The sequence below is a fragment of the Lentzea californiensis genome, from assembly GCF_024648825.1.
In the GTDB taxonomy this organism is placed as follows: Bacteria; Actinomycetota; Actinomycetes; order Mycobacteriales; family Pseudonocardiaceae; genus Lentzea; species Lentzea californiensis.
Map to the genome: position 1 here is coordinate 45,876 of NZ_JANBBE010000003.1, position 23,999 is coordinate 69,874.

Below are 23,999 nucleotides of genomic sequence, written 5' to 3' on the forward strand. Positions count from 1 at the left end.
TGCTCCGGAGTTGTGCCGAACGGGTGAAAATCAGGCAGATCCGTCACGGACGGTCGACCACCGCCGATGTAAGTCCTTTGGCCGGCCCGATCAGGCGCTGGAACGGACCACGAGCGAGGTGGGCAGCAGCAGCGACGGAGGCAGGCCCTGCTCGCCCGCCAACTCCGCGAGGAGTCGCCACGTCATCGTGCGCCCGAGCTCCTCGACGTCCTGCCGGATCGTCGTCAGCGGCGGCGTGGCGGTGGCGGCGAACACCGAGTCGTCGAACCCGACCACGGCGACGTCCTCGGGTACGCGTTTGCCCTGCGCGTGCAGCACCTGCAACGCGCCCAGCGCCATGATGTCCGCGGCCACGAACACCGCGTCGAGGCCGGGATCCTTGCGCAGTAGCAGTTCCATGGCCCGCGCACCGCTCTCCGGCGTGAAGTCGCCGTGCGCCACCAGGTTCGCTGACAGCCTGGCCTCGCTCAGGCCGCGTTTGAACCCGCTGAGGCGATCGGCGCCGACGGCCATGTCCTTCGGCCCGGCGACGGTGGCGATGCGCTTGCGGCCCAGCGACGCCAGGTGCCGCGCGGCCTCCAGGGCACCGGTGAAGTTGTCGGCGTCGACGAACGGGACCGTGGTGCCCAGCGGGCGTCCGCCGGACACGACGGGCAGGCCGATCTCGGCGAGCATCGGCACCAGCGGGTCGTCGCCGTGCAGGCTGACCAGCAACGCGCCGTCGACGTGCCCGCTGCTCAGGTAGGTGACGAGGTCGCCGGTGTCGGAGGGCTGGCTCATCATCAGCAGCAGCTGCATGTGGCGGCCGGCGAGTTCGGAGTGGATGCCCCGCAGCACACCCGCGAAGAACGGGTCGGACAGCACTCGGCCGGTCGGTTCGGAGACGACCAGGGCGATGGCGTTGGCACGGTTGCCGGCGAGGGAGCGCGCGGCCTGGTTGGGGGAGTAGCCCAGCTGCGCGATGGCGGCGTGGACGGCCTCCCGGGCCTTCGCGCTGACGTACTGCTCGTCGTTGATCACCCGCGAGACGGTCGACTTGGACACTCCGGCGACCCGCGCGACCTCTTCGATCCGGGGGCCGGGACGTCGCTTCGCCGTCTCGGTCATGCGGTCATCCTAGGCTGCCTGGCCGGACCATGATCTGTTCAGGTGCATCTTCGTTCCCCCTCTTCACGGCGGCGTGCGCCAAGTTTCCAAGATCGTCCGCACAAATTCCGCACAGCACCCCCGAGTTCTGGCACCATGCCCCCCGAGGAGGGCTAGTGCGGTATCGGCTTCTTGGGCCGCTGCAGATCTGGCGTGGGGGCGTGGAACTGCGGCTGGGCGGGCCCCGGCAAAGGGCGTTGCTCGCTGCGTTGGCACTGCACGCCAACGAGACGGTCAGCTTTGAACATCTGAGCGAGGCGGTGTGGGAATCTCCACCCGCAGCTCCTGAATCGAACATTCGAACCTACGTCGCCGCCTTGCGCAAGCTCGTGCTGGACGACCTCGTCACCGTTCCAGGTGGATACCGGCTCAAGGTGCCGGACGGAGAGGTCGACGTCGGCGTCTTCGAAGAGCTGTGCGCGGCCGGCGACGAGGCGTTGAAGCGGGGCGATCACCGGGCGGCGGTGCCGAAGTACGAGGAAGCGCTGGCGTTGTGGCGTGGCCCGGCGCTGGACGGCCTCACCGTGGGGCCGCGGCTCGAGGCCGAGCTCACGCTGTTGCAGGAACGGCGGCTCACCGTCGCCGAGCAGCACGCGCGGCTGTCGATCGAGCTCGGCCAGGGCCAGCGGCTGATCCCCGAGCTGCGGCGGCTGACCAAGCAGTTCCCGTTGCGGGAACAGCTGTGGCTGCAGCTCATGCACGCGCTGCAGCGGGCCAACCGGCCGGCCGAGGCGCTGCAGGTGTTCGACGACGTGCGGGTGCTGCTCGCCGAAGAGCTCGGCACCGATCCGGGCGGCGAACTGCGCGAGCTGCACGCACGGCTGTTGCGCGGCGACCAGCCACGGCCGGCGCTGAACACGCTGCCCCGCGACGTCGCGGACTTCACCGGCCGCGTGGCCGAGCTGGACCGGCTGACCAAGGCGGTCACCGGCAAGTCAGCCGTCGTGATCTCGGCGATCGACGGCATGCCGGGCGTGGGCAAGACGACGCTCGCCGTGCACTTGGCGCACCGCTTGGAGTATCCGGACGGTCAGCTGTTCATCGACCTGCACGCGCACACCGCGGGCCGTGCGCCCGTGGAACCGACAGACGCGCTCGACGTGCTGTTGCGCGCGCTCGGCCTGGAGGAGATCCCGGTCGGCCTGGACGAACGGGCCGCCCTGTGGCGGGCCGAGCTGTCCCAGCGCAGGTTGCTGGTCGTGCTCGACAACGCGGTGAGCGCCGACCAGGTGCGTCCGCTGCTGCCGGGTGTGCCGGGGTCGCTGGTGCTGGTCACGTCCCGTGCGCGGCTGGTCGAGCTGGAAGGCACCTCGACGCTCACGCTGGACGTGCTGTCCGAGGCGGAGGCGTTGCAGCTGTTCGCCACGATCGTCGGCGACGAGCGCGGCAACGACGCCGCCGCTCGTGAGGTCGTGGAGCTGTGCGGACGGCTGCCGCTGGCCGTGCGCCTGGCCGCCGGACGGCTCCGCAGCCGTCCCACCTGGACCACCGCCCACCTCGCGACGCGGCTGCGCGAGGGACGATTATCCGAACTGGACGCGGTCTTCGCGCTGTCGTTCAGCCAGCTCCCCGCCGCCCACCAGCGGCTCTTCGGCCTGCTGGGCCTGCACCACGGCACCGACTTCGACGTCCACCAGGCCGCGGCGCTGGGCGAGCTCGACCTGCTCGAGACCGACGGGATGCTCGAGGACCTCGTCGACGTGCACCTGCTGGAGTCGGCGACGCTCGGCCGGTACCGGATGCACGACCTGCTCCGGCAGTACGCGCAGTCCAAGGTGCACGCCACCCGTGAGCCGCTGACCAGGCTGCTCGACCACTTCCTGGACACGGCGAACCAGGCGACGAGGCTGATGTCGCCCGCCGCGCGCAGGTACGAGGTCGACATCACCTACCGGCCGGAGTCACGGCTGGTGCTGCGCGACTACGACCACGCGGTCGAGTGGCTGGAGACCGAACGCCAGACGCTCGTGGCCGCCGTGGCGTTGTCGCTCGACGGTGACTGGCGCACGCACACTTGGCAGCTCGCACGGGCGTTGACGTTCTTCTGCATGGTGCGCGGCCACACGCGTGACTGGGCCACGATCAACGAACTGGCGCTGGAGGCAGCGAAGGACGAGCCGGTCGCGCTCGCCATCACCACGAAGAACTACGCGATGGTGTTCTGGCAGACCGCGCAGTACCCGACGGCCATCCACTACAACGAGCGCGCGATCGAGATGCTCCGCGAGCTGGGCGACCTGCAGGGCGTGGCGGGCACGCTGAACAACCTCTCGCTGGTCTACCGGACCCTGGGCCGCCACACCGAGGCCGCTGACCTGCTCGAACAGGCCATCACCGTGGCACGTCAGCTCGGTGACCGGCACCTCGAGTCGCAGGCGATGAGCAACGTCAGCAACATCTACAGCGCGCTCGGCCGGTACGACGAGGCGTTGCAGGCGTGCACGTCGGCGCTCGCGCTGATGCGGGAGATGGGCAGCCGCCGCGACGAGGCGGACACCCAGAGCGCGCTGGGCATGATCCTGCACGCCATGGGCAGGCACTCCGAAGCGTTGGAGGCGCTGGAATCGGCGTTGGCCGCCGTGCGCGCGATCGGTGACGTCACGACGGAGACCGTGGTGCTCAACTACCTCGGTGAGGTGCTGACCGCGGCCGGGCGTCCTGCCGAGGCCATCGCACCGTTGCGTGAGGCGCTGGAACTGGCCGAGCGCATCGACGACCGGCGGGAGGCCGCGAACGCGCACAAGCACCTCGCCCGCGCGGTCGCCGATCCCGCCGAGGCGGAGCGGCACCGGAAAGAGGCGGACGAGAGGTTCGCCGCGCTAGTCACGGAGTGAGCGGGGGCCCGGCCTCCCGCCGGGCACCACCGCGCCACGCGGCAGTCCGTCCCGCAGCAACGGCAACAGCCTGGGGTGTTTGCTCATGAGCACCGCGGCTGTGCCGTTGCGCTGCTGGATCCGGCGGCAGAAGTGCGGGGACAGCCCCACGCCGAGGTACGCCACGGCTCGTGGCCCGTAGACGACCGCGCCGTCGTGCCCGCACCACGCGGCCGCGACGGCCAGCCCGTCCGTCCAGACGTAGCCCTCGACGTACGTCCCGGCGTTGTGGCGGCTGGCCTCGCTGAAGGCGTCGCTGAAAGTCACCTGCGGCTGCAGCCTGGTGCCGGCGTCGGCGGACCACCAGGTGCCGAGGTCGAGCACCAGGCCCTCCACGCTCGCGTGCGCCCACTCCGAGTCGTCGACGAGCGTGCGGAACGGCGCCTCCAGCTCCGTCAACGCGGCCGTGAGCTCCTCCACCCGCCCATGGTGCGGTGCCCGGGCCGATCCCGCTGTCCGAAGTGGACTCAGGCCTGCGCCTGGGCGATCGTGATCGGGATGCTCACCTGCACCGGCCCCGCCACCCCGGTGATGACCCCGTCCCCGGCCTTGGGACCCGCCTGCAGCCGGGCGCGGAACGTGATCGTCTGACCGGGTGCCAGCGTCTGGCCGCCCTCGCACGTCACGGTGCCCTTGCCCGCCGGGCACCCGATCATGCCCACCGAGGTCTTGCCCGGTCCGACCGTCTTGATCTTGTCGGGCATGGTCAGCGTCAACGTTGGCACCGTCGTCGGTGCCGTGCCGTTGTTCGTGATGCTGATGTTCATCTCGTTGGGCGGGCCGTCGGTGGTCATGGCGACGCCGTTGGGCGCCGACCCGGACAGGTCGGCCGCCGCGGGCGCGACCGTGCCGTTGTTCGTCGTGGTCGCCGGTCCGGCGACGCCGCTCGTCCCCACATCTGGTGCCACCGAACCGGCGGTGGCGCCCGTCGGCGCGCTGCCGGAGTTCTGGGGCGAGCCGGGCTGACCCGGCTGACCGGTCTGCGTCACGCCCTCGGAAGTGCTCGTGGTGGTCGCCGGCGCGGCGCCGGGGATCGTCGAGGACGGTCCGCCGTCGGTGCTGACGACTCCGGAGGCGGCGACGACCACGACGGCCGCGGCGGACGCGGCGACACCCAGCCACGAGGTCAGGCTGACGGTCACCGCGGCGCCCTTGCCCGCGGTCGCGGCGGCGGCGAGGTAGCCGGCGGTGCCCGTGCCGAGCACGATGGGGGCGACGAGCCCGCGCAGCGCGCCGTTGACGTCGGACAGTTCGCTGGCGAGCTTGCGGCATTCGGCGCAGTCGTCCATGTGCGCGTCCAGTTGAACGGCGTCACGGCCCTTGAGACCGCCGCGGGTCCAGGCGCCGAGCTTCGTCACCGTGGCCCGGCACTTCTCCGTCGGCTCCTGGTTGATGTGCGCCTGCAGGAACGCCTTGCGCAGGCCTTCACGCGCACGGAACGCCATCGCGGAGACGCCGTTCGCGGTGAGGCCGAGCAACGGCGCGATCTCGCCGGGCGACTGGCCCTCGATCGCGGTGTGCCACAGCACGGTCTGCCACCGTTCGGGCAGCGTCGCGAACGCCGTCGCGGCCATCGCCTGGTCGAGGTCCTCCACCGCCTTGTCGCGGAACGGCACGCTGGTCGCCTTGGTGGCGCCGTGCACCTCCTCGACGTCACCCGCGAGCTCGAGCCGCTTTTCCTTGCGGGTGCGGTCGTACGCCGCGTGCCGCACGGCCGTCAGCAGGTACGGCCGGAACGCGGCTCCGGGACCACCGCCGCCGCGCAACGCGGCGAGGACCTTGGCGAACGCCTCCGCCACCAGGTCGTCGGCGTCCGAGGACGACGAGGACAGCTGCATCGCCAGCATGGTCGCCGAGCGCACGTGCCGTTCGTAGAGCTTGCCGTACTCCTCGACCTTGCCGTCTCTCACGGCATCGATCAGGTCGGCATCCGACGACGGTCGTCCACGCTGCCCGATCAAAGAAAGCCCTCTTAACGTGATGCCCTGTGGTGATACGCGGACCCTATCGACATCACCCAACACGAACAATCCACGCATACGATCCTGATGTATAAAAGAGTTCAGGACTCGCGCAAGTCTTGACCAACACAGGACTGAAGGCCCTAGCGCCTGCGCGTCCTACCTGCGTGGACTTGCTGACCCGGCTGGTTCCGGTGACCTGGACCCGTCCGTTTCGTTCGCAGAACTAATCGGTGGCGCCGGGCAATTCTCGGTGCGACCCCAAAGGAACCAGCGCGCACTGGGCCAATGGCAGGCATCCGGTGCGATTTGCACCGTCCACAGAGGACTGCGCGGTGGTCCGCCGGACGGAACGTGACCTGGACATGAGTAGCCGTACTCATGACAGCCCGCGGGCGACGCTGGACTCTCGGATCATGACCTCTGCCACGCCCCCGCACACGCCGACGACCGCTGCCTTCTACGTGCAGGCGGTCCTCTCGTTCGGGCTCTCGCTGACCGCCGTCGGCATCGGAGTCGTGTTCCTGCCCGTCGACGGATGGGTGCGCGCGTTCCTGGGCATCGCGATGCTCTACACCGTCACCTCGGCGTTCACGCTGGCGAAGGTGCTCAGGGACCGGCAGGAGGACACCTACATCACCAGCCGGGTGGACAGAGCCCGGCTCGACAAGCTGCTCACCGACCACGACCCGTTCAAGATCGACGCTCCCTGACGGTCAGGGGTGGCCCTGCCACAGCCGCCACGCGCGGGGGCTCGCCGGCTCGTGGTGGCTGTCGGCCTCCCCGAACCGCAGCCGCACCCTGGCGCCGCCCAGCCGCCCGCGCTCCAGGTGGATGGTCCCGCCGGTCGCCTCCGCCGCGGCACGGGCGATGTCGAGGCCCAGCCCGGTCGACCCGCCACCGCTGCTGCCCCGGTGCAACGCCGAGGACGGATCAGCCACCCCGGTGCCGCCGTCCTCGACCACCAGCGTCACCCACCCGCCGTGCCGCACCACCGACACCCCGACCGGCGCGGCGGGAGGCGTGTGCCGGAAGACGTTCTCCAGCAACGTGTCCACCACGGCGCCCAGCGCGTCGGGCGCCAGCGGCACCCAGCACGGCTCGCCCACGTCGATCTCGCACATCCGGCCCTGATCGGCGGCGTGCGCGGACCAGAACACCATCCGCGTCTCCACGACCGCCGCCACGTCGCACGTGCCGGCCTGCTCGCCCTCGGTGGGCTGGAGGGACTGGATGATCCGGTCGACGTCGTGCCCCAGGGTGCCGACGGCGCTGCGGATCCGGTCGGCGACGGGCCCCGGCCCCACCGCGTCGGCGTCGAGCCGCAAGGCCGCCAGCGGGGTCCGCAGCCGGTGCGACACGTCCGCGATCATCTCGCGTTCCTTCGCCAGCAGTTGCGACGTCCGCGACGAGGCCTCGTCGATCGACGCCGCCAGCGCCTCCAGTTCGCGCGGCCCGCGCAGCCGCACCCGCCGCCCGACCGACGTGGTCAGCTCCCGCAGCGCCGCCAGCACGGGCGTGAAAGGCCTGTGCCCCAACCACACCGCCGCACCCAAGCTCACCAGTGCAACGCCGATGACCACGAACACCGCGAGAAACGGGAACGGCACGGCGGCGGGCACCACGGACACCACGGCCCCGTCGACGGAAGCGACCGGCGCGCCACCACCGGCACCGAGCCGCGTGCCGTCCCTCAGCACCACCGACAACCGGCCCTCGGCACCGGCGGCCGTGCGCGCGATCGTTCCCCGGACGGCGTCGGGATCCGCGGACACCGCCAGCACCCCGGTGACGACAGCCGCGTCCCGCCGGTCGGCCTCGGCAGCGGTGCCCGCGGCGTGCGAGTAGAGCAGAAAACCGGCCGTGGCCACGAAAACCAGGGCGACCAGACCGGCGGCGAGCAGCAGGGAGCGGGTGATGACCGCCCTCATTCGGGCGCCGCCAGCTTGAACCCGACGCCCCGGACCGTGTGCAGGTAACGGGGGTGCGCCGCGGTCTCGCCGAGCTTGCGCCGCAACCACGACGCGTGGACGTCGATCGTCTTGTCGTCACCCACGTACGGATTGCCCCACACGGCCTGGATTAGCTCCCGCCGCGAGATCACGCGCCCCGGCCGTTGCGCCAGATAGGCCAGCAGGTCGAACTCCCGCCTGCTCAACACGAGAGCGGAGTCGCCGAGCGTCGCCGCCCGCTGGGCGAGGTCGATGCGCAACCCGCCGAGCTCCACGACCTCGGACGCGACAGCGGAACCACCTGTGCGGCGCAGCAGCGCGTTGATCCGCGCGGCCAGGTGCTCGGCCGAGAACGGCTTCACGATGTAGTCGTCCGCGCCCGCGTTCAACGTGCTCACGACCGAGGCCTCGGCACCCCGCGCGGTCGCCACGATGACGGGCACGTTGCTCACACCGCGCAGCATCCGCAGCGCCGCGACGCCGTCCAGGTCCGGCAGGCCCAGGTCGAGTATCACCAGGTCCAGCTCGGAAGTCCCCGCCTCGCGCAGCGCGGCCACAGCGGTGCCGACGGCCTGCACGACGTGCCCGAGGTCGGTCAGCGCGTGCACCAGCGCCGCCTGGACCACCGGGTCGTCCTCGACCACCAGCACCTTCGGCATACGCGCAGCGTAAGCAGCGAACCCGTCGTTCGGGAGAGATGTCACGAGCTTATCGAGATCGTGTTTCGTCCTTAAATCTCCCTTAGGGATGGCGGGCCTACGGTCTGCAGCACACCGAACCAGGGAGTTGGCGTGGCAGAAGTCGTTCTGACGGGGCTGGGCAAGGCCTACGGTGACGGCACCCGTGCGGTCACCGACCTCAACCTGGAGATCCGCGACGGCGAGTTCCTGGTGCTCGTGGGCCCGTCGGGCTGCGGCAAGACGACGGCGCTGCGGATGATCGCCGGGCTCGAGCAGATCACCGAGGGAACGATCCACATCGGCGAGAACGTCGTCAACGACGTGCCGTCACGTGACCGCGACGTGGCGATGGTGTTCCAGTCCTACGCGCTCTACCCGCACCTCAACGTCTACGACAACATCGCGTTCGGCCTCACACTGCGCAAGCTCCCGAAGAAGGAGATCGACCACCGCGTCCGCGAGGTCGCCGACGTCCTCGAACTGACCGAGCACCTCGACCGCAAGCCCCGCAACCTCTCCGGCGGGCAACGCCAGCGCGTCGCGATGGGCCGGGCGATCGTGCGGGCCCCGCAGGCGTTCCTGATGGACGAGCCGCTGTCCAACCTGGACGCCAAGCTGCGCGTGCAGATGCGGGCGCAGATCGCGCGCATCCAGCGCGAGATCGGCGTGACGACCGTGTACGTCACGCACGACCAGACCGAGGCCATGACCCTCGGCGACCGCGTGGCCGTGATGCGCCGCGGTGTGCTGCAACAGGTCGGGCCGCCCCAGGAGCTCTACGACCGGCCCGTCAACCTGTTCGTCGCCGGGTTCATCGGCTCGCCGGGCATGAACCTCGTGTCCGCGAAGCTCGACGAGGACCCCGACGGCCGGTTCTGGGTCTCGCTGGGCTCCGACGCGCTGCTGTTGCCAGAGTCCGTCCTGCAGCAACGGCCCGCGCTCAGGCGGTACGTCGGCCGCGACGTCGTGGTCGGCATCCGCCCCGAGGACATGGAGGACACGGCTCTGGCCGATGCCCGCGAGGGCGAGATCCTGCACTCCGTCGCCGACCTCGTCGAGGCCATGGGCTCGGACGTCCTCGTGCACTTCCCGGTCGACGTCCCGCCCGTCGTCACCGACGACACCAGGGAGCTCGCGAAGGACACCGGCACCGATGACCTGCCCAAGGCCAGCAAGGGAACCGTCCTCGTCGGACGGTTCAGCCCGCGCACCCGCATCTACGAAGGACAACCCGTCGCCGCCTGGGTGGACACCTCCCGGCTGCACTTCTTCGACCCGGCCACCGGGTCCTCGATTTGGAAGTAGGAGCTTCAATGGGGAAGCAATGGATCGCGTTGCTCGCGCTCACCGCCGCCGCGTGCTCCGGCGGCGCGGCGGGAACCGGGACCACCGAGGACCTCAAGGGCCAGACCGTCGAGGTCGTCGGCCCGTGGACCGGCGACGAGCAGAAGAGCTTCGAGCAGGTGCTGAAGGTGTTCACGGACAAGACGGGTGCCGAGGTCAGGTACACACCCGCCGGTGACGAGCTGCCGACGGTGGTGCAGACCAGGATCTCGGGCGGCACACCACCGAACGTCGCCCTGATCGCCCAGCCCGGACTCGTCGCGCAGTTCGCGAAGGCGGGTGCGCTGAAGCCGGTGAACGCCGACGTCGAGAAGGCCGTCACCGACCACAACGCGGCGGTGTGGAAGCAGCTCGGCAGCGTCGACGGCAAGCTCTACGGCTTCACCTTCAAGACCGCCAACAAGTCCGCGTTCTGGTACAGCGAGAAGGCCTTCCAGCAGGTCGGTGCCACGCCTCCGGCGACGTGGGACGACCTGATCAAGACCAGCAGGGCGATCTCCGAGACCGGGCTCGCCGCGGTGTCGGTCGGCGGCGCGGACGGCTGGACGCTCACCGACTGGTTCGAGAACGTCTACCTGCGCACCGCGGGCCCGGACAACTACGACAAGCTCGCGAAGCACGAGATCCCGTGGACCGACCCGACCGTGCGCAAGGCGTTGGAGGAACTGGCGAAGCTCTGGGGCGACCCGACGCTGATCGCGGGCGGCGCGCTGCAGACCGAGTTCCCGAAGTCCGTGACCAACGTCTTCGGTGAGCCCTCCACGGCCGCGATGGTGTTCGAGGCGGACTTCGTCGCCAGCATCATCACCACCAACACCAAGGCGAAGGTCGGCGAGGACGCCAAGTTCTTCCCGTTCCCGTCGGTCGCGGGCAGCAAGGACGCCGTGGTCGCCGGCGGTGACATGGCCGTGCAGTTCAAGGACGACAAGGCGACGACCGAGCTGATGAAGTTCCTGGCCTCGCCCGAGTCCGGCAAGGTGTGGGCCGAGCTGGGCGGGTTCCTCTCGCCCAACAAGGACATCCCGGAGACCGCCTACCCCGACGCCGTCACCCAGGAGCTCGCCCAGCGGATCGTCGACGCGGGTGACAACGTCCGGTTCGACATGTCCGACCTCGCGCCGGCCGCGTTCGGTGGCACGAAGGGCGCGGGGGAGTGGAAGGATCTGCAGGACTTCCTGGCCGACCCGAAGAACGTCGACGGCATCATGGCGCGCCTGGAAGCCAACGCGGCGAAGGCCTTCGGGAAATGAGGCTTCGGGTGAACGTGGACGCCGCGCCGGGGCGCTCGCCCCGGCAGGCGATCCCGTTCCTGCTCCCCGCGCTGATTCTGCTCGCGGCGCTGGTGCTCTACCCTCTGGTGTACTCGCTGATCCGCAGCTTCTTCGACGCGAGCGGGAACGAGTTCGTCGGTCCGCGCAACTACGTCGACACGTTCACCGACCCTCGGACGCTGACCGCGTTCCGCAACAACGTGATCTGGGTGGTGGTCGCCCCGGCGGCCGTCACCGGCATCGGCCTGGTCCTCGCGGTGCTGACCGAGCGCATCCGGTGGGCCACCGCGTTCCGGCTGGTGCTGTTCATGCCGATGGCGATCTCGCTGTTCGCCTCGGGCATCATCTTCCGGCTCGTGTACGACGAGGCGCCGAACCAGGGCGTCGTGAACGCGGTCGTGGTCGGCGTGCACGACATGTTCAGCCCTGCGTCGCAGTATCCCGGCGCACGGCCCCGTGACGGTTACGCCAGAACGGATGCGGGCTTCGCCTCGATCAGGCCGTCCCGGGCGGGCGACACGATCTCCTTGCCGCTCATCGGGTACTCGTCGCAGGACGTGCCTCCGCAGGCGCTTCCGGCCTCTCCGCCGGCCGCGGGCACCGGTGAGCTGCGCGGTGTGCTGTGGCTCGACGTGTCGGTCGGCGGCAGGGCCGGCTCGGTCGACCCGACCGAGCGCGGGCTGCCCGGCGTCGCGGTGGAGGCCGTGCGGGACGGGCAGGTCGTCGCCCGCACGACGACCGGTGACGACGGCAGGTTCACGTTCCCCGATCTCGGCGCGGGTGACGTGACCGTGCGGCTGCCGGCGGAGAACTTCACGCTGCCGTTCCGCGGGCTGACCTGGCTCGGGGCGTCGCTGATCACCCCGGTGATCATCTCGTCCTGGATCTGGATCATGACCGGGTTCGCGATCACGTTCATCGCGGCGGGCCTCTCGGCGATCCCGCGGGACGCGCTGGAGGCCGCGCGGGTCGACGGCGCGACCGAGTGGCAGGTGTTCAGGCGCGTCACCGTCCCGCTGCTCTCCCCGGTGCTGCTGGTGGTGTTCGTGACGCTCGTGATCAACGTGCTGAAGATCTTCGAGCTGGTGTTCGTCATCGCGCCGGGCTCGGTGCAGTCCGAGGCCAACGTGCTGGCCCTGCAGATGTGGCAGGTGTCCTTCGGCACGGGCGGCGACCAGGGGGCGGGCAGTGCGCTCGCGGTGATCCTGTTCCTGCTGGTGGCCCCGGCGATGCTGTTCAACATCCGCCGATTCCGACGGGAGCGGTCATGACCCTGGTGGCCGAGGAGGTGCGCATCGACGTGCCGGTGTCCGGCGCGCCCAGGCGGGGTGTGCTGACGCGGCTCGTCGCCCGGCTGGGCAACGGTGTCGTGCAGGTCGTGCTCGCCCTCGTGGCGGTGTTCTGGATGGTGCCGGTGTTCGGCCTGCTGATCGCGTCGTTGCGCGACGAGTCGGCCAACACCGCGGACGGCTGGTGGACGGTGTTCACCAAGCCCGCCGAGCTGACGCTGGCCAACTACGCCGAGCTCGTCGCGAACCAGGCGGTGTGGCAGTCGTTCCTGAACACCTTCTACATCGCCGTTCCCGCGACGGTCCTGGTCGTCGTGATGGCGTCGCTGGCGTCGTACGCGCTGGCGTGGATCGAGTTCCCCGGCCGCGAGACGCTGACCGTGGTCGTCGTCGGGCTGCTGGTCATGCCGATCCAGGTCGCGCTGATCCCGGTGGCGAAGCTGTTCGGCGCGCTGGGGCTGTTCGGCACGATCACCGGCGTGGTGCTGTTCCACGTCGCGTTCGGGCTGCCGTTCGCCATCTTCCTGCTGCGCAACTTCTTCGCCGGCATCCCGCGCGACCTGATCGAGGCCGCGCGGATGGACGGCGCGACGGAGTGGGTGATCTTCAAGCGGGTGGTCCTGCCGGTGGCCAAGCCGGCGATCGCCTCGCTGACGATCTTCCAGTTCCTCTGGGTGTGGAACGACCTGCTGGTGGCGCTGGTGTTCGCGGACCAGGACTCGGCGCCGATCACGGTGGCGCTGCGGGCCCAGCTGCGGCAGTTCGGCACGAACATCGACATGCTCTCGACGGGCGCGTTCCTGTCGATGGTCGTGCCGCTCGCGGTGTTCCTGGTGTTCCAGAAGTACTTCGTGCAGGGCGTGCTGGCGGGGTCGACCAAGTAGCCGCCAGCGCGACGGGGTGCCTTGCCGCGCAAGCTCTGCCCGAATCGGAGCCGATTGAGACGCGACCTGGCGGGAGAGCGCTTTCATGCTAGGTTCGAGTGAGAGTGAATCACTCGAAACGGAGCAGCCTATGCCGGCTCTTTGGGGTGTCTCGTTCGATGCCACGGCCATGTCCGGCGTGGTCGTCGAGTTTCTCAAGACCGCCAGATCCTTCGCTGACCAGGGATTTCGCGTTCACCTCGACCTCGGTTACGACATCAAGGCCGACAAAGGCCGATTCTTCCAGGAATACCGGCACGAACGCGTGCCTGACTGGGTGCGACTCGATCGCGTCGACGGCATCGAGAACATTGCCGGATACGACCGGGAATTCGTCGCGGCGACGCTGGAATGCGTGCGCCGCGACGAGATCCCCGACACCGATCGCATCTCCGAGCAGCTCGCCGACGCGATCGTGCGCACCTGGGAAGCCCGGGGCGTCACGCTCGTCATGGTCGAGAACGGCACGTTGCCGGAGAACGTCGCCTACACGAAGGCGCTCTACCTGGCGATCGCCCGGTACGGCGCCGCACACGACCTCGGCCGGTTCGTGCTGTGGCGCGACCACGACCTGATGTGGCAGAGCGAGCCGGCCAAGTACGGCAGCTTCCCCTATCCCGCAACGCCTCCGATGGTGAACTCGCCGCACATCCACTACTTCGCGCTGCACGACGAGGCGAGACGGCGCACGCTGGAATGGATGCCGCAGCTGCGCAACCTCGACCTGCTGCCGAACACGTTCACCGAACCGGACCGCCCCGGCAGGCCCGACTTCCTGCAGCACCACGGCATCGCGCCGGGCACGAGGATCATCGCCAGGTCCACGAGGATCATTCCGCAGAAGCGCATCGACCGCGACCTGCACCTGGTGGCCCTGCTGCCGGGCACCTGCCTGTTCGTCGCCGGCGACACCGAGGAGGACCCGGCCGAGACCAGGAAGCTCCGCGCGCTCGCCGAGGAGCTCCGGGTGCCGGTCGTCTTCGGAGGTGTCCTGGAGCCGTGCGAGTCGGCCGGTCCGGGGTTCTCGGTGCGAGACCTGCTCGCTCACGCCGACGTCGTGTCGTTCCTGACGTCCTACGACTACGAGAGCTTCGGCAATCCCATCGGCGAGGCGATCGCGGCCGGTGTGCCGTACATCGCGAGCCGCTACGCCCTCTACGACACGGTGTACGCGGGGTACGAGGCGCCGGTGCTCGACATCCTGGAGCACGACCTGCCGACGCCGGAGTTCGCCCGGCAGGTCCACGAACTCATGACGAACGCGGAGAGGCGGGCGGAAGTGGTGGCGCACAACAGGCAGCTCGGCACGCACACCCGTGAGGCCGCGACCGGCCTGGTGAGCACGTTGTTCCCTCCCGCGATGGGACCGCGCACCCGCCTCAGCGTGGTGCTGCCGGTGTTCGACGAGGCCGCGAACATCGAGGCCGTGCTGCAGTCCCTGCGCGACCAGGAGGACATCGACCACGCCACCTACGAGATCGTGCTGGTGGACAACAACTCCACGGACGACACGGTCGAGATCGCCCGCCGGTTCGCCGAGAGCTCACCGGTCGACATCCACGTCATCAGCGAACGCGAGCAGGGCGTGGCGTGTGCGCGCAGGGCCGGCATGGAGTTCGCGGTGCGCAGGAGCCGCAACCGCAAGGACCCCGGCGAGCGCTTCTACCTCGTGTCGGCCGACGCGGACTGCCGGGTCGACCGCCGCTGGCTCGTCGAGCTCCTCGCGGTGATGGAGAAGGACAAGGCCGCGATCGGGGTGTGCGACTACTACTACAACGCCGAGCACTTCGTCGGCAGGCCACGGCTCTGGGACGCGATCCAGCGCACGTTGCGGTGCCGCGCGGTGACGTTCTCGTTGTTCGGCGGGTTCCCCGACGGCAAGGGCTTCGCGGTCGAACGCGAGGCCTACGAGGACGTCGGCGGCATCGAGATCTTCTACCAGCTGCAGAACGGCAAGTTCGTCAACCACCTGTCGGACGACTGGGACTTCGGCATCAGGGTCGCGGGCTCCGGTCACGACATCGCCTACGCCCCGAAGTCGCGCGTCGAGATCAACCCGAGGCGCGTCAACCACGCGATCGACGAGGTCATCTCCGGCCGCGCGTACGGCAACGACGGCATCATCGTCATGCGGGACATCCGGCCGGAGGCACCGCCCAAGACGGCCGACCTCACCGAGGCCGAGGCGGTGCAGGCCTGGGAGTTCTCCATCAAGGACTTCACGCCGAAGAACACCATCCTGCCCGTCCTGCTGACACCGTCCTTCCTCGACGAGGACGCCGTGATCGCGTTCTTCGGCGAGGACCTGGCGGCCAGGCTCGCCACGCGCGTCGCGGAGATCAAGGCCGAGATGAGCGTCGTCGACTTCCTCCCCATCCACTCGTACAAGACGCCGTCCTACCGGCTCTACCTCGAGTTCCGGGACGAGATCTTCGCCCGGCTGCGCGCCGCGGTCGGTGAGGACATCGGTTACCCGCCGCCGCTGCCGGAGTGCTTCGACACGGTGCCGGAGGACCGGTTCGCGGAGTTCGTGAAGTACTACTGCGAGGACCGCGAGTCAGGGGAGGCGCACAACTACTTCGGCAATGGGGGCGTGTTCTGATGAACCGTGTTCTGACCGATTCCGAACCCAGGGTGTGGGCGGCACTGCAGAATCCCGCCAACGCGCACCTTCTCGACTACGTCACCGAGGACCCGTTCGGCGCGCACGTGTTCCCCGGCAACGTTCCCGGCTACGGCGTCGACGACTTCCTCGCCGACCTGAGCGACCAGCTCACCGGCACGGCGCCGATCCACCTCTGGTCCTACATCCCCACGTGCGCCTACAAGTGCCGCTTCTGCCAGTACCCGGTCGTGCTCGTCAAAGGCGGACGCAACGAGGAGAAGCTGTCGCAGTGGGTGGACTGGAACATCCGGGAGGCCGAACTCTGGCTGCAGCGCGTGCCGGAGCTCGCGAACGCGCCGATCGGTGAGTTCAACGTCTTCGGCGGCACGCCGTCGTTGTTGCCGGAGAAGGACATCCGCCGGCTCCTCGACTTCTACCGGGAGAACTTCGGGTTCACCGGGGAGACGACGATCCGGTTCGAGGGCGACCCGAGCACGTTCACCCCGGCGAAGCTCGAGACCCTGCGAGAACTGGGCTGCACCAAGCTCTCCAGCGGGGTCCAGTCGTTCGACGACGACGTGCTGCGCGAGTGCGGCCGCGAGCACAGCGCGCAGATGTGCGTCGACTTCGTGCGCAACGCCCAGGCCGCCGGCTTCGAGTGGGTCAGCATCGACCTGATGTACGGCCTGCTGGACCAGACCGTCGACAGCGTCAAACGCGACCTGGACGTGGTGCTGGAGAACGAGGTCACCGCCGTGGTGTGCACCAAGCTGCACCTGAAGTCCTACGCCGAGACCAGGACCGGGGTGGCGGGGGAGCAGCCCGCGCCGTGGCAGCTGCCGCAGTACCGCGAGAAGCTCGTGCACGACGGGCACTTCTGGCCGGCGCTGCAGGAGCAGTACCGGATGCGCGAGGTGCTGACGGACGGCCTGCGCGCCGCCGGCTACACCGAGCACCCCACGATGTACTTCGCCCGCGACGGCCTCGGCCCGGAGAAGTGGAAGTCCATCATGGTGGACCAGGACAAGCAGGAGGCCGAGGTCGCGATCGGCCTGGGCGGCAGTTCCAGCTGCCGCGCCTCCGAGGCGATCACCGACGTGAACTGGAAGAACTACGCCCAGGCCGTCGAGGCGGGCCGCATACCGCTCGGCTCCGCCACCGGGTTCGACGTGGGAGCGCAGGAGGCGAGGGCGGTCAAGATGGCGTTGTCCACTTTGCAACCGGTGCGTTCGGACCTGCACTACGCTCGGTACGGCACGTCACTGCACGACAGCCCGTGGGGGGAGAAGTTCGGTTCCCTGGCCGAACGCGGCCTCGTCTCCGTCGACGACGGGGGAGTCTCGCTGACCGAGGACGGCGAGGTTCTTGTGGAGGCCATCATCAACACCGAGCTCTGACCACCCGGTGCTCTGAGGGGTTCGCAGCTGCCGGGTGAATCGTGGGTGAACGCGGATTGTGTGAGTGTCTGTGCGTGGTGGGCTGGGACTGTCGGTGTCGTTCGTTACCGTGACGGTGAGATGGTCACAGTGATCCAGGCGTACCGATTTGCGCTCGATCCGACCGCGGGGCAGCACGCGGCTCTGCGGTCGCATTGCGGTGCGCAGCGGTACGCGTTCAACTGGGGCTTGGCGCGGATCAAGGCGAACCTGGATCAGCGTGCCGCCGAGAAGACCTATGACATCCCCGTCGATCAGTGCACCGCGTCGGTGTCGTGGTCGGCGTACAGCCTGCGCAAGGACTGGAACCAGGCCAAGTACGAGGTGGCTCCGTGGTGGGGCGAGAACTCCAAGGAGGCGTACTCGTCGGGGCTGGCCAACCTCGCCACCGCGCTGACGAACTGGCAGGGCTCCCGGACCGGCGGGCGGCGGGGCGCGCCGGTGCGGTTCCCGAGGTTCAAGGGCAAGCGCGGCGGGGTGTCGTGCCGGTTCACCACCGGCGCGTTCGGCCTCACCGATGATCGGCGGCATGTGACGCTGCCACGCATCGGCACGGTGCGCACCTGCGAGTCCACACGGAAGCTGGCCCGGCACGTGGAGCGCGGCACGGCCCGTATCCGGTCGGCGGCCGTGTCCTGCCGGTCCGGGCGCTGGTTCTGCTCGTTCTCGGTGGAGATCACCCGTGCCGACCCGGCCCCCACCCGGCCGGGCACGGTGGTCGGCGTGGACCTCGGGGTGACCTCGCTCGCGGTGCTGTCCACGGGGGAGGTCTTCACCAACCCCAAGCACCTCGAAGTCGCGCAGCGGGAGCTACGCCGCCTGCAACGCCAGGCCGCCCGCCGCACCAGTCCCGACACGCACCGGGCGGAAACCGTCGCACCGGTGGCGCAAGACACAAACCCGCATCGCGAGACTCCATGCAAGGGTCGCGAACGCGCGCCGGGACGGGTTGCACAAGCTCACCACCCGCCTGGTCCGCGGCTTCGGCACGATTGTGCTGGAGGATCTCAACGTGGCCGGCATGCTGCGCAACCGCAGCCTGGCCCGGCACATCGCCGGTGTCGGCATGGGCGAACCGCGGCGGCAGACCACCTACAAAACCACCTGGGCCGGTGGCCGGCTGGTCGTCGCCGACCGCTGGTACCCGTCCTCGAAAACCTGCTCGGACTGTGGCGCGGTGAAAGCCAAACTGCCGCTGCGCGTCCGGGTGTACCACTGCGACGAGTGCGGCCTCATGCTCGATCGCGACCTCAACGCCGCCCGCAACCTCGCCGCACTCGTCGACGAGCTGGCGGGCGACACGTCCACGGCAAGTTGCGCCGGGACGCTAAACACGCCCGATGGAAACCCCTGTCAGACCCACACCGTGTGGGCAGCGGGTACCGCCACGGGAAGACCCGCACCACCCGGTACGGGCCAACGCCGCCGCCGCAAGGCGACGACTGCCTGAACCCGTGAACTCACATTCACCCACACCTCAGGCAACGGGAGATCAGGCAGGGATCAGGGGAAACCCTGATGGCAGGTTGTCCGGTCGCGGGCAAGCTGGAGTTGTCGAGAAGATCCGCAGTTCTAGGAGAGTCATGAGCGAATCCACGTCCGAGTCCGCCCGTACCGCCGTCGACTCGGTGGTCGACGCCGTGCGCGGGCTGGTGAACGAGGGCATCAACCGCCGCGTTGTCGTGCGTGACAGCAAGGACGACGTGGTGCTCGAGGTGCCGCTGGCTCTCGGGCTGGTCGCGGCGTTCGCCGCTCCGGTGGCCACGACCATCGGTGCCGGTGTCGCGCTGGTCGGCAAGTGCGGGATCAAGCTGGAGAACCGCCCGGCGCCCGCCGGTCAGACCGCGGCTCCCGCCGAGGCCGGGCAGGCGTAGCAAGCGGACGGGTGCCGTCGCCGGTAGTGGCGACGGCACCTCGTCACGAGGCGTCTTCCAGGAGCGCCAGGAACTCCGCACGCGTGCTGTCGATGCGTGCGCTCAGTTCCACCACCGGCTTGCTCGTGCCCGACGACAGCTCCGCGCGGGCGACAGTGCGCGCCTCTTCGAACTGGGTGCGCAGCAACGCCGTCAGCTGCTGGTCGAAGGCGGTGCCCTCGGCGTACCCGATGGCGGCGACTTCGGCTGGCGTGATCATGCCGGGCATGTCGTGCCCGGCGTGCTGGTCACTCTCTTGTTTGCCGTTCTGGGCGAGCAACTCCCGCACCTGCGCCAGTTCTGCCCGGTAGCGGGCCTCCAGCCGAGCCGCCACCGGGCGCAGCTCAGAGCCGGGCCGGCTCGCCGTGAGGTCGAGAGCGGCGAGCGTGGACTCGTTCTGGGGGATCACCAGATCCATGAACGCCAGGTCGGTGGCGCTGAGACCGGTGGCGCTGAGGCCGTCCGGCGGGGCACTGGCCGGCGGGGAGTCGCCGGCCGGTGCCCCACAGCCCGTCGCCACCACGATGGCCGCGATGAGGACGAGGATCCGCACTACGGGCGGCCGTCCGGTCCGCACTTGACGATGCGGTTGATGCAGTCGCGCACGCGCTGCGCCATCTCGGCTTCCGGCCAGACGTTGAAGAAGTCGCCGTGCATGGTGAACCCGGGACCGGACGACAGCTTGAACCGCGCCGGGTCACCGCTCGCGGGGTACCGCAGCACCTGGCGCAGCTTCGGCACGGGCACGGGGTGCGTCGACGGGCAGTCGCCCGCGACCGGGTAGGACATGTGGCTCTTGTGGTCCGCGGAGTCCAGGTCCTTGCCGTTCCAGCACTGCGGGAAGTCCAGGTAGGACTCGATCATCGTGCCCGCCGGGCAGTTCACGAAGTCCTTGGACGCGCCGACGTGGCCGGCGTGCAGGCACGACCAGCGCGACATCGTGCTGTTGTCCGGAGCGGTGGCCTTGGCGTTGCCCGCGACGATGCGCAGCCCGTACGGCAGCGGCTGGATGCGCGCGGTCACGTCGTCGCGCACGCCCTCGCCGAGGTAGTAGAACGTCGTGCCGGTCGGTTCGACGGGCTGGCCGTCGACCAGCAGCGTCGGCACCCAGTACGACGAGAGGTCGACCTTCGGGCTGCACGAGCTGGTCGCCGCGCTCAGGCTCGTGACGTCCGAGCGGGCGTTGGTGGAGGCGTTGCCGAAGAAGCTGTGCATGTGCGAGGCGCCGGGCAGGTTCGGCAGGACGATCGGGTCGTCCGGGAGCCGGTGCGTGAACGGGCACTCGGCGACGAACTCCGCGACGCGCACCGCGTTCGGCGGGATCGGCTCCTGCGGCTTCGGCTGCGCGACCACGGCGGCCTTCGTCGTCTCGGCCGCGGGCGTGGTCGTGCCGGCCTGCGGTGGCGTCGTGGTGTCCGCCGTCGTCACCGGCGCCGGCGTCGTGGCCGCGGGCGTGGAAGTCTGGATCGCCTTGGGCGGTGCGGGCGGGGTGAAGAACATCGCGTTCGCGGTCACCGCGGACGCCGCGACGCCCGCCACGGCGAGGGCGGCGATCCACACGCGCCGCCGCAACCGTGAACTGGGGACGTGAGGCATGGAGTTCCTTTCGGGCAGAACTGGCACAGGGAGACGAGGACTCCGGCCCGGCGTTCACCTCGCCAGCCGGTCCAGGTGTCCTCTGACCAGGAGATGTCCGGGGCGCCCGGCGATAACAGAAAACTTCGCCGAATCTTTTCGGCGCGCGCGGAACAGGCTCTGCGGCCACGCGGACGACCAGCGGAAATACCGCCGGTAGGCTGCGCCGGCATGAGCAGAAAACTGTTGGTCGGAATCGGCGTCGTGCTGCTCCTGCTCGGCGGGGTGTGGACGGCGCAGGGGCTGGGCTACCTCGAGGGCAGCTTCATGACCGGGCAGCAGCTGTGGACGACCATCGGGCTGCTGTGCATGGGCGCCGGCGTCATGCTGCTGATCCCTTGGCCGAAGAGGCGCTGACGCCCGCGTCATCCCAGTGCGGCCACCAGCTTCGCCGCCGTGACGCGCACCGCCGGTGTGTCGTAGCGGTCGCACTCCGCCAGCGCCCGCACCCGGTGCTCGCGGGCCTGCGCCGCGTCGCCCGCGGCGTCGGCGAGGTCGGCGAGCCTGGCCATGATCTCGACCCGGTGGTCGGACAGCCGCGCCTCGCCGAGGGCCGCCAGCAGTTGTTCCTGTGCCTCGCCGTGGCGGCCCGCGTCCATCAGCACCAGACCGCGGTTGTGCTGCACGCGGGCGGTTCCGGCGGTGTTGGAGTGCTTGCGGAACAACGCCTCCGCCTCGTCGAGGAGGTCCATCGCGGCGATCACCTGGCCCGCGGCCGCGAGGGTCGTCGCCAGCCGGATCAGCAGCATCGACAGCAGTTCGTCGTCACCACCGTCTTCGCGGTGCTGGTCGACGCTGCGTTGCTGCACCTTGGCGGCTTCGGCGAGGTCGCCGGTCGTGTGCAGCATGACGCCGAGCAGGGAGAGCGCGAGGTTCTCGCCGATCCGGTAGCCCGCCTGTTCGAACAGCTCGACGGAACGGCGGCCCAGCCACACCGCCTTGTCCGGTTCGCCGACCCGCCGCCGGATCGCCGAGCCGTAGTAGCAGGTCCATGCCTCGGTGACGGTGTCGTCGACCGGTATCGCCGCGGCCTCCTCGTGCACGGACAGCGCTTCGTGCGGCTGGCCGCACAACGCGTAGAGCGCCCACGACAGGTAGTTCAGCTGCTCCGCGGCGTCCTCGGCGTTGCCCAGCCGGCGGGCCGAGTGAACTCCGGCAGTGAAGATCTCGCGCCACAGTTCGCCGACGCCGTGCATGTCCGAGTACCAGTGCATTGCCTGGGCCAGCGCGAGAACGCGTTCGTGCTCGCCGGCTTTCACGCCTGCTTCCACGGCGGTGCGCCAGTTGTCGAGCTCGAGTTCGAGCCACCGGGACGCGGACTCCCTGTCTCGCACCGGACCCGACCGCTCGGCCGGCACGTCGTGGTCGAAGAACCGGGCGGCCGTGGTCGCGGTGCCCAGGAGCCAGTGGCGCAAACGTGTGCGTGCTTCGAGCACGGCGGCCGGGTCCTCGTCCAGCTCCAGCCGTTCGGCGGCGAAGACGTGCAGCAGGTCGTGGCGCGTGTAGCGGCCGGGTGTGTCGCTGATGCCGAGCAGGCTCGCGTCGGCCAGTTCGTCCAGCGCCTCCTCGGCGTCGTCGACGAGGACACCGGCCAGGGCGGCGCTCGTGTCGGGGCTCGGCACCAGGGCCAGCCTGCGGAACAGGGCGGCGGCGCCCGCGCTGAGCTGGTCGTAGGAGATCTCGAACGCCGCCCGCACCTGCAGGTCGCCCGCCCGCAGCACTGAGAGGCGGCGGCCCTCGTCCTCCAGCTGCCCGGCGAGGTGACTGACCGTCCACTGCGGTCTGCTGGTGAGCCGGTTGCCCGCGATCAGCAACGCCAGCGGCGTGCCGCCGCACAACTCGGCGACCCGCTGCGCCGCCTGGGGTTCGGCGTCGAGCCGTTCGGAGCCCGTCACGGCCCGCAGCAGCTCGACGGAACGGTCCAGCGGCAGCAACCCCAGGGCGAGGCGGTGCCGGGCGTCGAGACCGGTCAGGATGCGGCGGCTGGTCAGCAGGACGAGCGTGCCGGGGCTGGACGCCAGCAACGGACGCACCTGCGCCTCGTTCGCCGCGTTGTCCAGCACCAGCAGCACCGTCCGGTCGCGCAGCTGCGATCGGTACAGCGACAGCCTGTCGTCGGGGTCGGCTGGGATCTGGCGTTCGTCCAAGCCGAACGACCGCAGCAGCCGGTACGCGGCGTTCTCCGGCGTCAGCGGCTCGGTGTCGGTGCCGCGCAGGTCGAGGAACACGCAACCGTCGGGGAACCGCGCGCCCAGCCGATGGCCCGCGTCCACGGCCAGCGCGGTCTTGCCCGCACCGGGTGAGCCGTGGACCACCGCGATCTGCAGCCGGGACGACGACGCGGCGTCAGCGGCGAATCCATCCAGGAGGTCCTTCTCGGCCTCCCGGCCGGTGAGCTCGATGAGCACCGGAGGCAGCGAGGAGGACGCCACGGCGAACGGCGCACCGGGCCGTTCCCGCACCGCGACGACCCGGCTGGCACGGGCGAGCGCGGTGAACTCCGCCGCCTCTTCGTCACGCAGCCCGAGCCCGCCGACGAGCAGCTGCACGGTGCGGAACTGCGGGCTGAGCGTGCGGCCGCGTTCCATGTCGCTGATCGCCCGCGTGCTCAATCCGGTGTGTTCCGCGAGTTCTTCCTGCGTCAGCGGAACACGCGATCGGTAAAAGCGGAGAAAGTCCCCGAACACTGATGTGCTCACTGCGCACCCCCTCTTCCTCCTGCGCATCATCCGCCCTGATAGACGTCCGGGCACGCTCGTCGTTGCTGGCAAGAGCACTTCTGCTGGTGGTTCTGCCGGTTGTTCAGCAAGGTGAACAACCGGAGCCGTCGCTAATTTCGAATAGGTGTCAACAGCTTCCCTGACGCGGAAAACCGATCTGGTTCCGCGAAGATTTGTTTCTCCACTGGCCGTTGTGCTCTGGCTTGCCGCCTTGGTGTGGCTGCTGGTGACGTGGTCCGGTCATTACCCGA

19 protein-coding genes and 1 pseudogene are annotated in these 23,999 nt (G+C 69.7%); 12 read left to right on the forward strand and 8 right to left on the reverse strand.

Features of this window, described 5'->3' with window-relative positions; all coding sequences use genetic code 11:
* Positions 1-90: 90 nt before the first annotated feature.
* Entirely contained in the window at positions 91-1,107 is a 1,017-nt protein-coding gene (locus LX88_RS14475; RefSeq protein ID WP_258948290.1) for a LacI family DNA-binding transcriptional regulator, read from the reverse strand.
* Positions 1,108-1,136: 29 nt separating this feature from the next.
* On the opposite strand from LX88_RS14475, the gene LX88_RS14480 reads away from it, so the two are divergent.
* Positions 1,137-3,980 carry an AfsR/SARP family transcriptional regulator gene (locus LX88_RS14480; RefSeq protein ID WP_258948291.1) on the forward strand — a complete coding sequence of 948 codons (2,844 nt, stop codon included), beginning with the start codon at positions 1,137-1,139 and terminating at the stop codon, positions 3,978-3,980.
* Here LX88_RS14480 and LX88_RS14485 read toward each other — a convergent pair.
* Positions 3,966-4,439 (reverse strand): hypothetical protein, encoded by a 474-nt coding sequence (locus tag LX88_RS14485; RefSeq protein WP_258948292.1) that lies wholly within the window; start codon positions 4,437-4,439, stop codon positions 3,966-3,968. The genes LX88_RS14480 and LX88_RS14485 overlap by 15 nt on opposite strands.
* A 47-nt stretch (positions 4,440-4,486) precedes the next feature.
* The gene (locus LX88_RS14490) at positions 4,487-5,929 is read right to left on the reverse strand and encodes a sigma-70 family RNA polymerase sigma factor (protein WP_258948293.1); all 1,443 of its coding nucleotides are present in this window, start codon (positions 5,927-5,929) and stop codon (positions 4,487-4,489) included.
* 467 nt (positions 5,930-6,396) lie between these two features.
* On the opposite strand from LX88_RS14490, the gene LX88_RS14495 reads away from it, so the two are divergent.
* On the forward strand, positions 6,397-6,693 hold the full coding sequence (locus tag LX88_RS14495; RefSeq protein WP_258948294.1) for a YiaA/YiaB family inner membrane protein: 297 nt from the start codon (positions 6,397-6,399) through the stop codon (positions 6,691-6,693).
* Positions 6,694-6,696: 3 nt separating this feature from the next.
* Here the strand turns inward: LX88_RS14495 and LX88_RS14500 are convergent, their stop codons facing one another.
* Both LX88_RS14500 and LX88_RS14505 read right to left on the reverse strand, forming a co-directional pair.
* Positions 6,697-7,911, reverse strand: coding sequence for a sensor histidine kinase (locus tag LX88_RS14500; protein WP_258948295.1), 1,215 nt, complete (start codon positions 7,909-7,911; stop codon positions 6,697-6,699).
* On the reverse strand, positions 7,908-8,591 hold the full coding sequence (locus LX88_RS14505) for a response regulator transcription factor (protein ID WP_258948296.1): 684 nt from the start codon (positions 8,589-8,591) through the stop codon (positions 7,908-7,910). The genes LX88_RS14500 and LX88_RS14505 overlap by 4 nt, the downstream gene beginning before the upstream one ends.
* A 132-nt stretch (positions 8,592-8,723) precedes the next feature.
* Between LX88_RS14505 and LX88_RS14510 the strand changes: the two genes are divergently transcribed.
* The 9 genes and pseudogenes from LX88_RS14510 to LX88_RS14550 all read left to right on the forward strand — a co-directional run bounded on the left by LX88_RS14510 (position 8,724) and on the right by LX88_RS14550 (position 19,354).
* A complete protein-coding gene (locus LX88_RS14510) occupies positions 8,724-9,917 on the forward strand; it encodes an ABC transporter ATP-binding protein (RefSeq protein ID WP_258948297.1) in 1,194 nt (397 codons plus the stop codon).
* Positions 9,918-9,925: 8 nt separating this feature from the next.
* Complete coding sequence (locus LX88_RS14515) at positions 9,926-11,206, forward strand: ABC transporter substrate-binding protein (protein ID WP_258948298.1); 1,281 nt, start codon at positions 9,926-9,928, stop codon at positions 11,204-11,206.
* Positions 11,203-12,498: an ABC transporter permease subunit gene (locus LX88_RS14520; protein ID WP_258948299.1), complete on the forward strand. Its 1,296-nt coding sequence runs from the start codon at positions 11,203-11,205 to the stop codon at positions 12,496-12,498. The genes LX88_RS14515 and LX88_RS14520 overlap by 4 nt, the downstream gene beginning before the upstream one ends.
* Complete coding sequence (locus tag LX88_RS14525; protein ID WP_258948300.1) at positions 12,495-13,400, forward strand: carbohydrate ABC transporter permease; 906 nt, start codon at positions 12,495-12,497, stop codon at positions 13,398-13,400. The genes LX88_RS14520 and LX88_RS14525 overlap by 4 nt, the downstream gene beginning before the upstream one ends.
* 130 nt (positions 13,401-13,530) lie before the next feature.
* Positions 13,531-16,041 carry a glycosyltransferase gene (locus LX88_RS14530; RefSeq protein ID WP_258948301.1) on the forward strand — a complete coding sequence of 837 codons (2,511 nt, stop codon included), beginning with the start codon at positions 13,531-13,533 and terminating at the stop codon, positions 16,039-16,041.
* Positions 16,041-17,441: a radical SAM protein gene (locus LX88_RS14535; RefSeq protein WP_258948302.1), complete on the forward strand. Its 1,401-nt coding sequence runs from the start codon at positions 16,041-16,043 to the stop codon at positions 17,439-17,441. The genes LX88_RS14530 and LX88_RS14535 overlap by 1 nt, the downstream gene beginning before the upstream one ends.
* A 120-nt stretch (positions 17,442-17,561) precedes the next feature.
* Positions 17,562-18,290, forward strand: a pseudogene (gene tnpB / locus LX88_RS44585) (IS607 family element RNA-guided endonuclease TnpB); the annotation flags it as partial.
* 94 nt (positions 18,291-18,384) lie between these two features.
* Entirely contained in the window at positions 18,385-18,930 is a 546-nt protein-coding gene (locus LX88_RS14545) for an RNA-guided endonuclease TnpB family protein (protein ID WP_258948718.1), read from the forward strand.
* Between the two features lie 133 nt (positions 18,931-19,063).
* Positions 19,064-19,354 carry a DUF4342 domain-containing protein gene (locus tag LX88_RS14550; RefSeq protein WP_258948304.1) on the forward strand — a complete coding sequence of 97 codons (291 nt, stop codon included), beginning with the start codon at positions 19,064-19,066 and terminating at the stop codon, positions 19,352-19,354.
* 43 nt (positions 19,355-19,397) lie between these two features.
* On the opposite strand, the gene LX88_RS14555 is transcribed toward LX88_RS14550, so the two are convergent.
* A complete protein-coding gene (locus tag LX88_RS14555; protein WP_258948305.1) occupies positions 19,398-19,970 on the reverse strand; it encodes a DUF305 domain-containing protein in 573 nt (190 codons plus the stop codon).
* Positions 19,946-20,989, reverse strand: a complete 1,044-nt coding sequence (locus LX88_RS14560) for a DUF1996 domain-containing protein (protein ID WP_258948306.1) — start codon at positions 20,987-20,989, stop codon at positions 19,946-19,948. The genes LX88_RS14555 and LX88_RS14560 overlap by 25 nt, the downstream gene beginning before the upstream one ends.
* 210 nt (positions 20,990-21,199) lie before the next feature.
* Between LX88_RS14560 and LX88_RS14565 the strand changes: the two genes are divergently transcribed.
* The gene (locus LX88_RS14565; RefSeq protein ID WP_090070377.1) at positions 21,200-21,385 is read left to right on the forward strand and encodes a hypothetical protein; all 186 of its coding nucleotides are present in this window, start codon (positions 21,200-21,202) and stop codon (positions 21,383-21,385) included.
* A gap of 8 nt (positions 21,386-21,393) precedes the next feature.
* Here LX88_RS14565 and LX88_RS14570 read toward each other — a convergent pair whose 3' ends face one another.
* Positions 21,394-23,757, reverse strand: a complete 2,364-nt coding sequence (locus tag LX88_RS14570; RefSeq protein WP_307790315.1) for an ATP-binding protein — start codon at positions 23,755-23,757, stop codon at positions 21,394-21,396.
* Between the last annotated feature and the right edge of the window lie 242 nt (positions 23,758-23,999).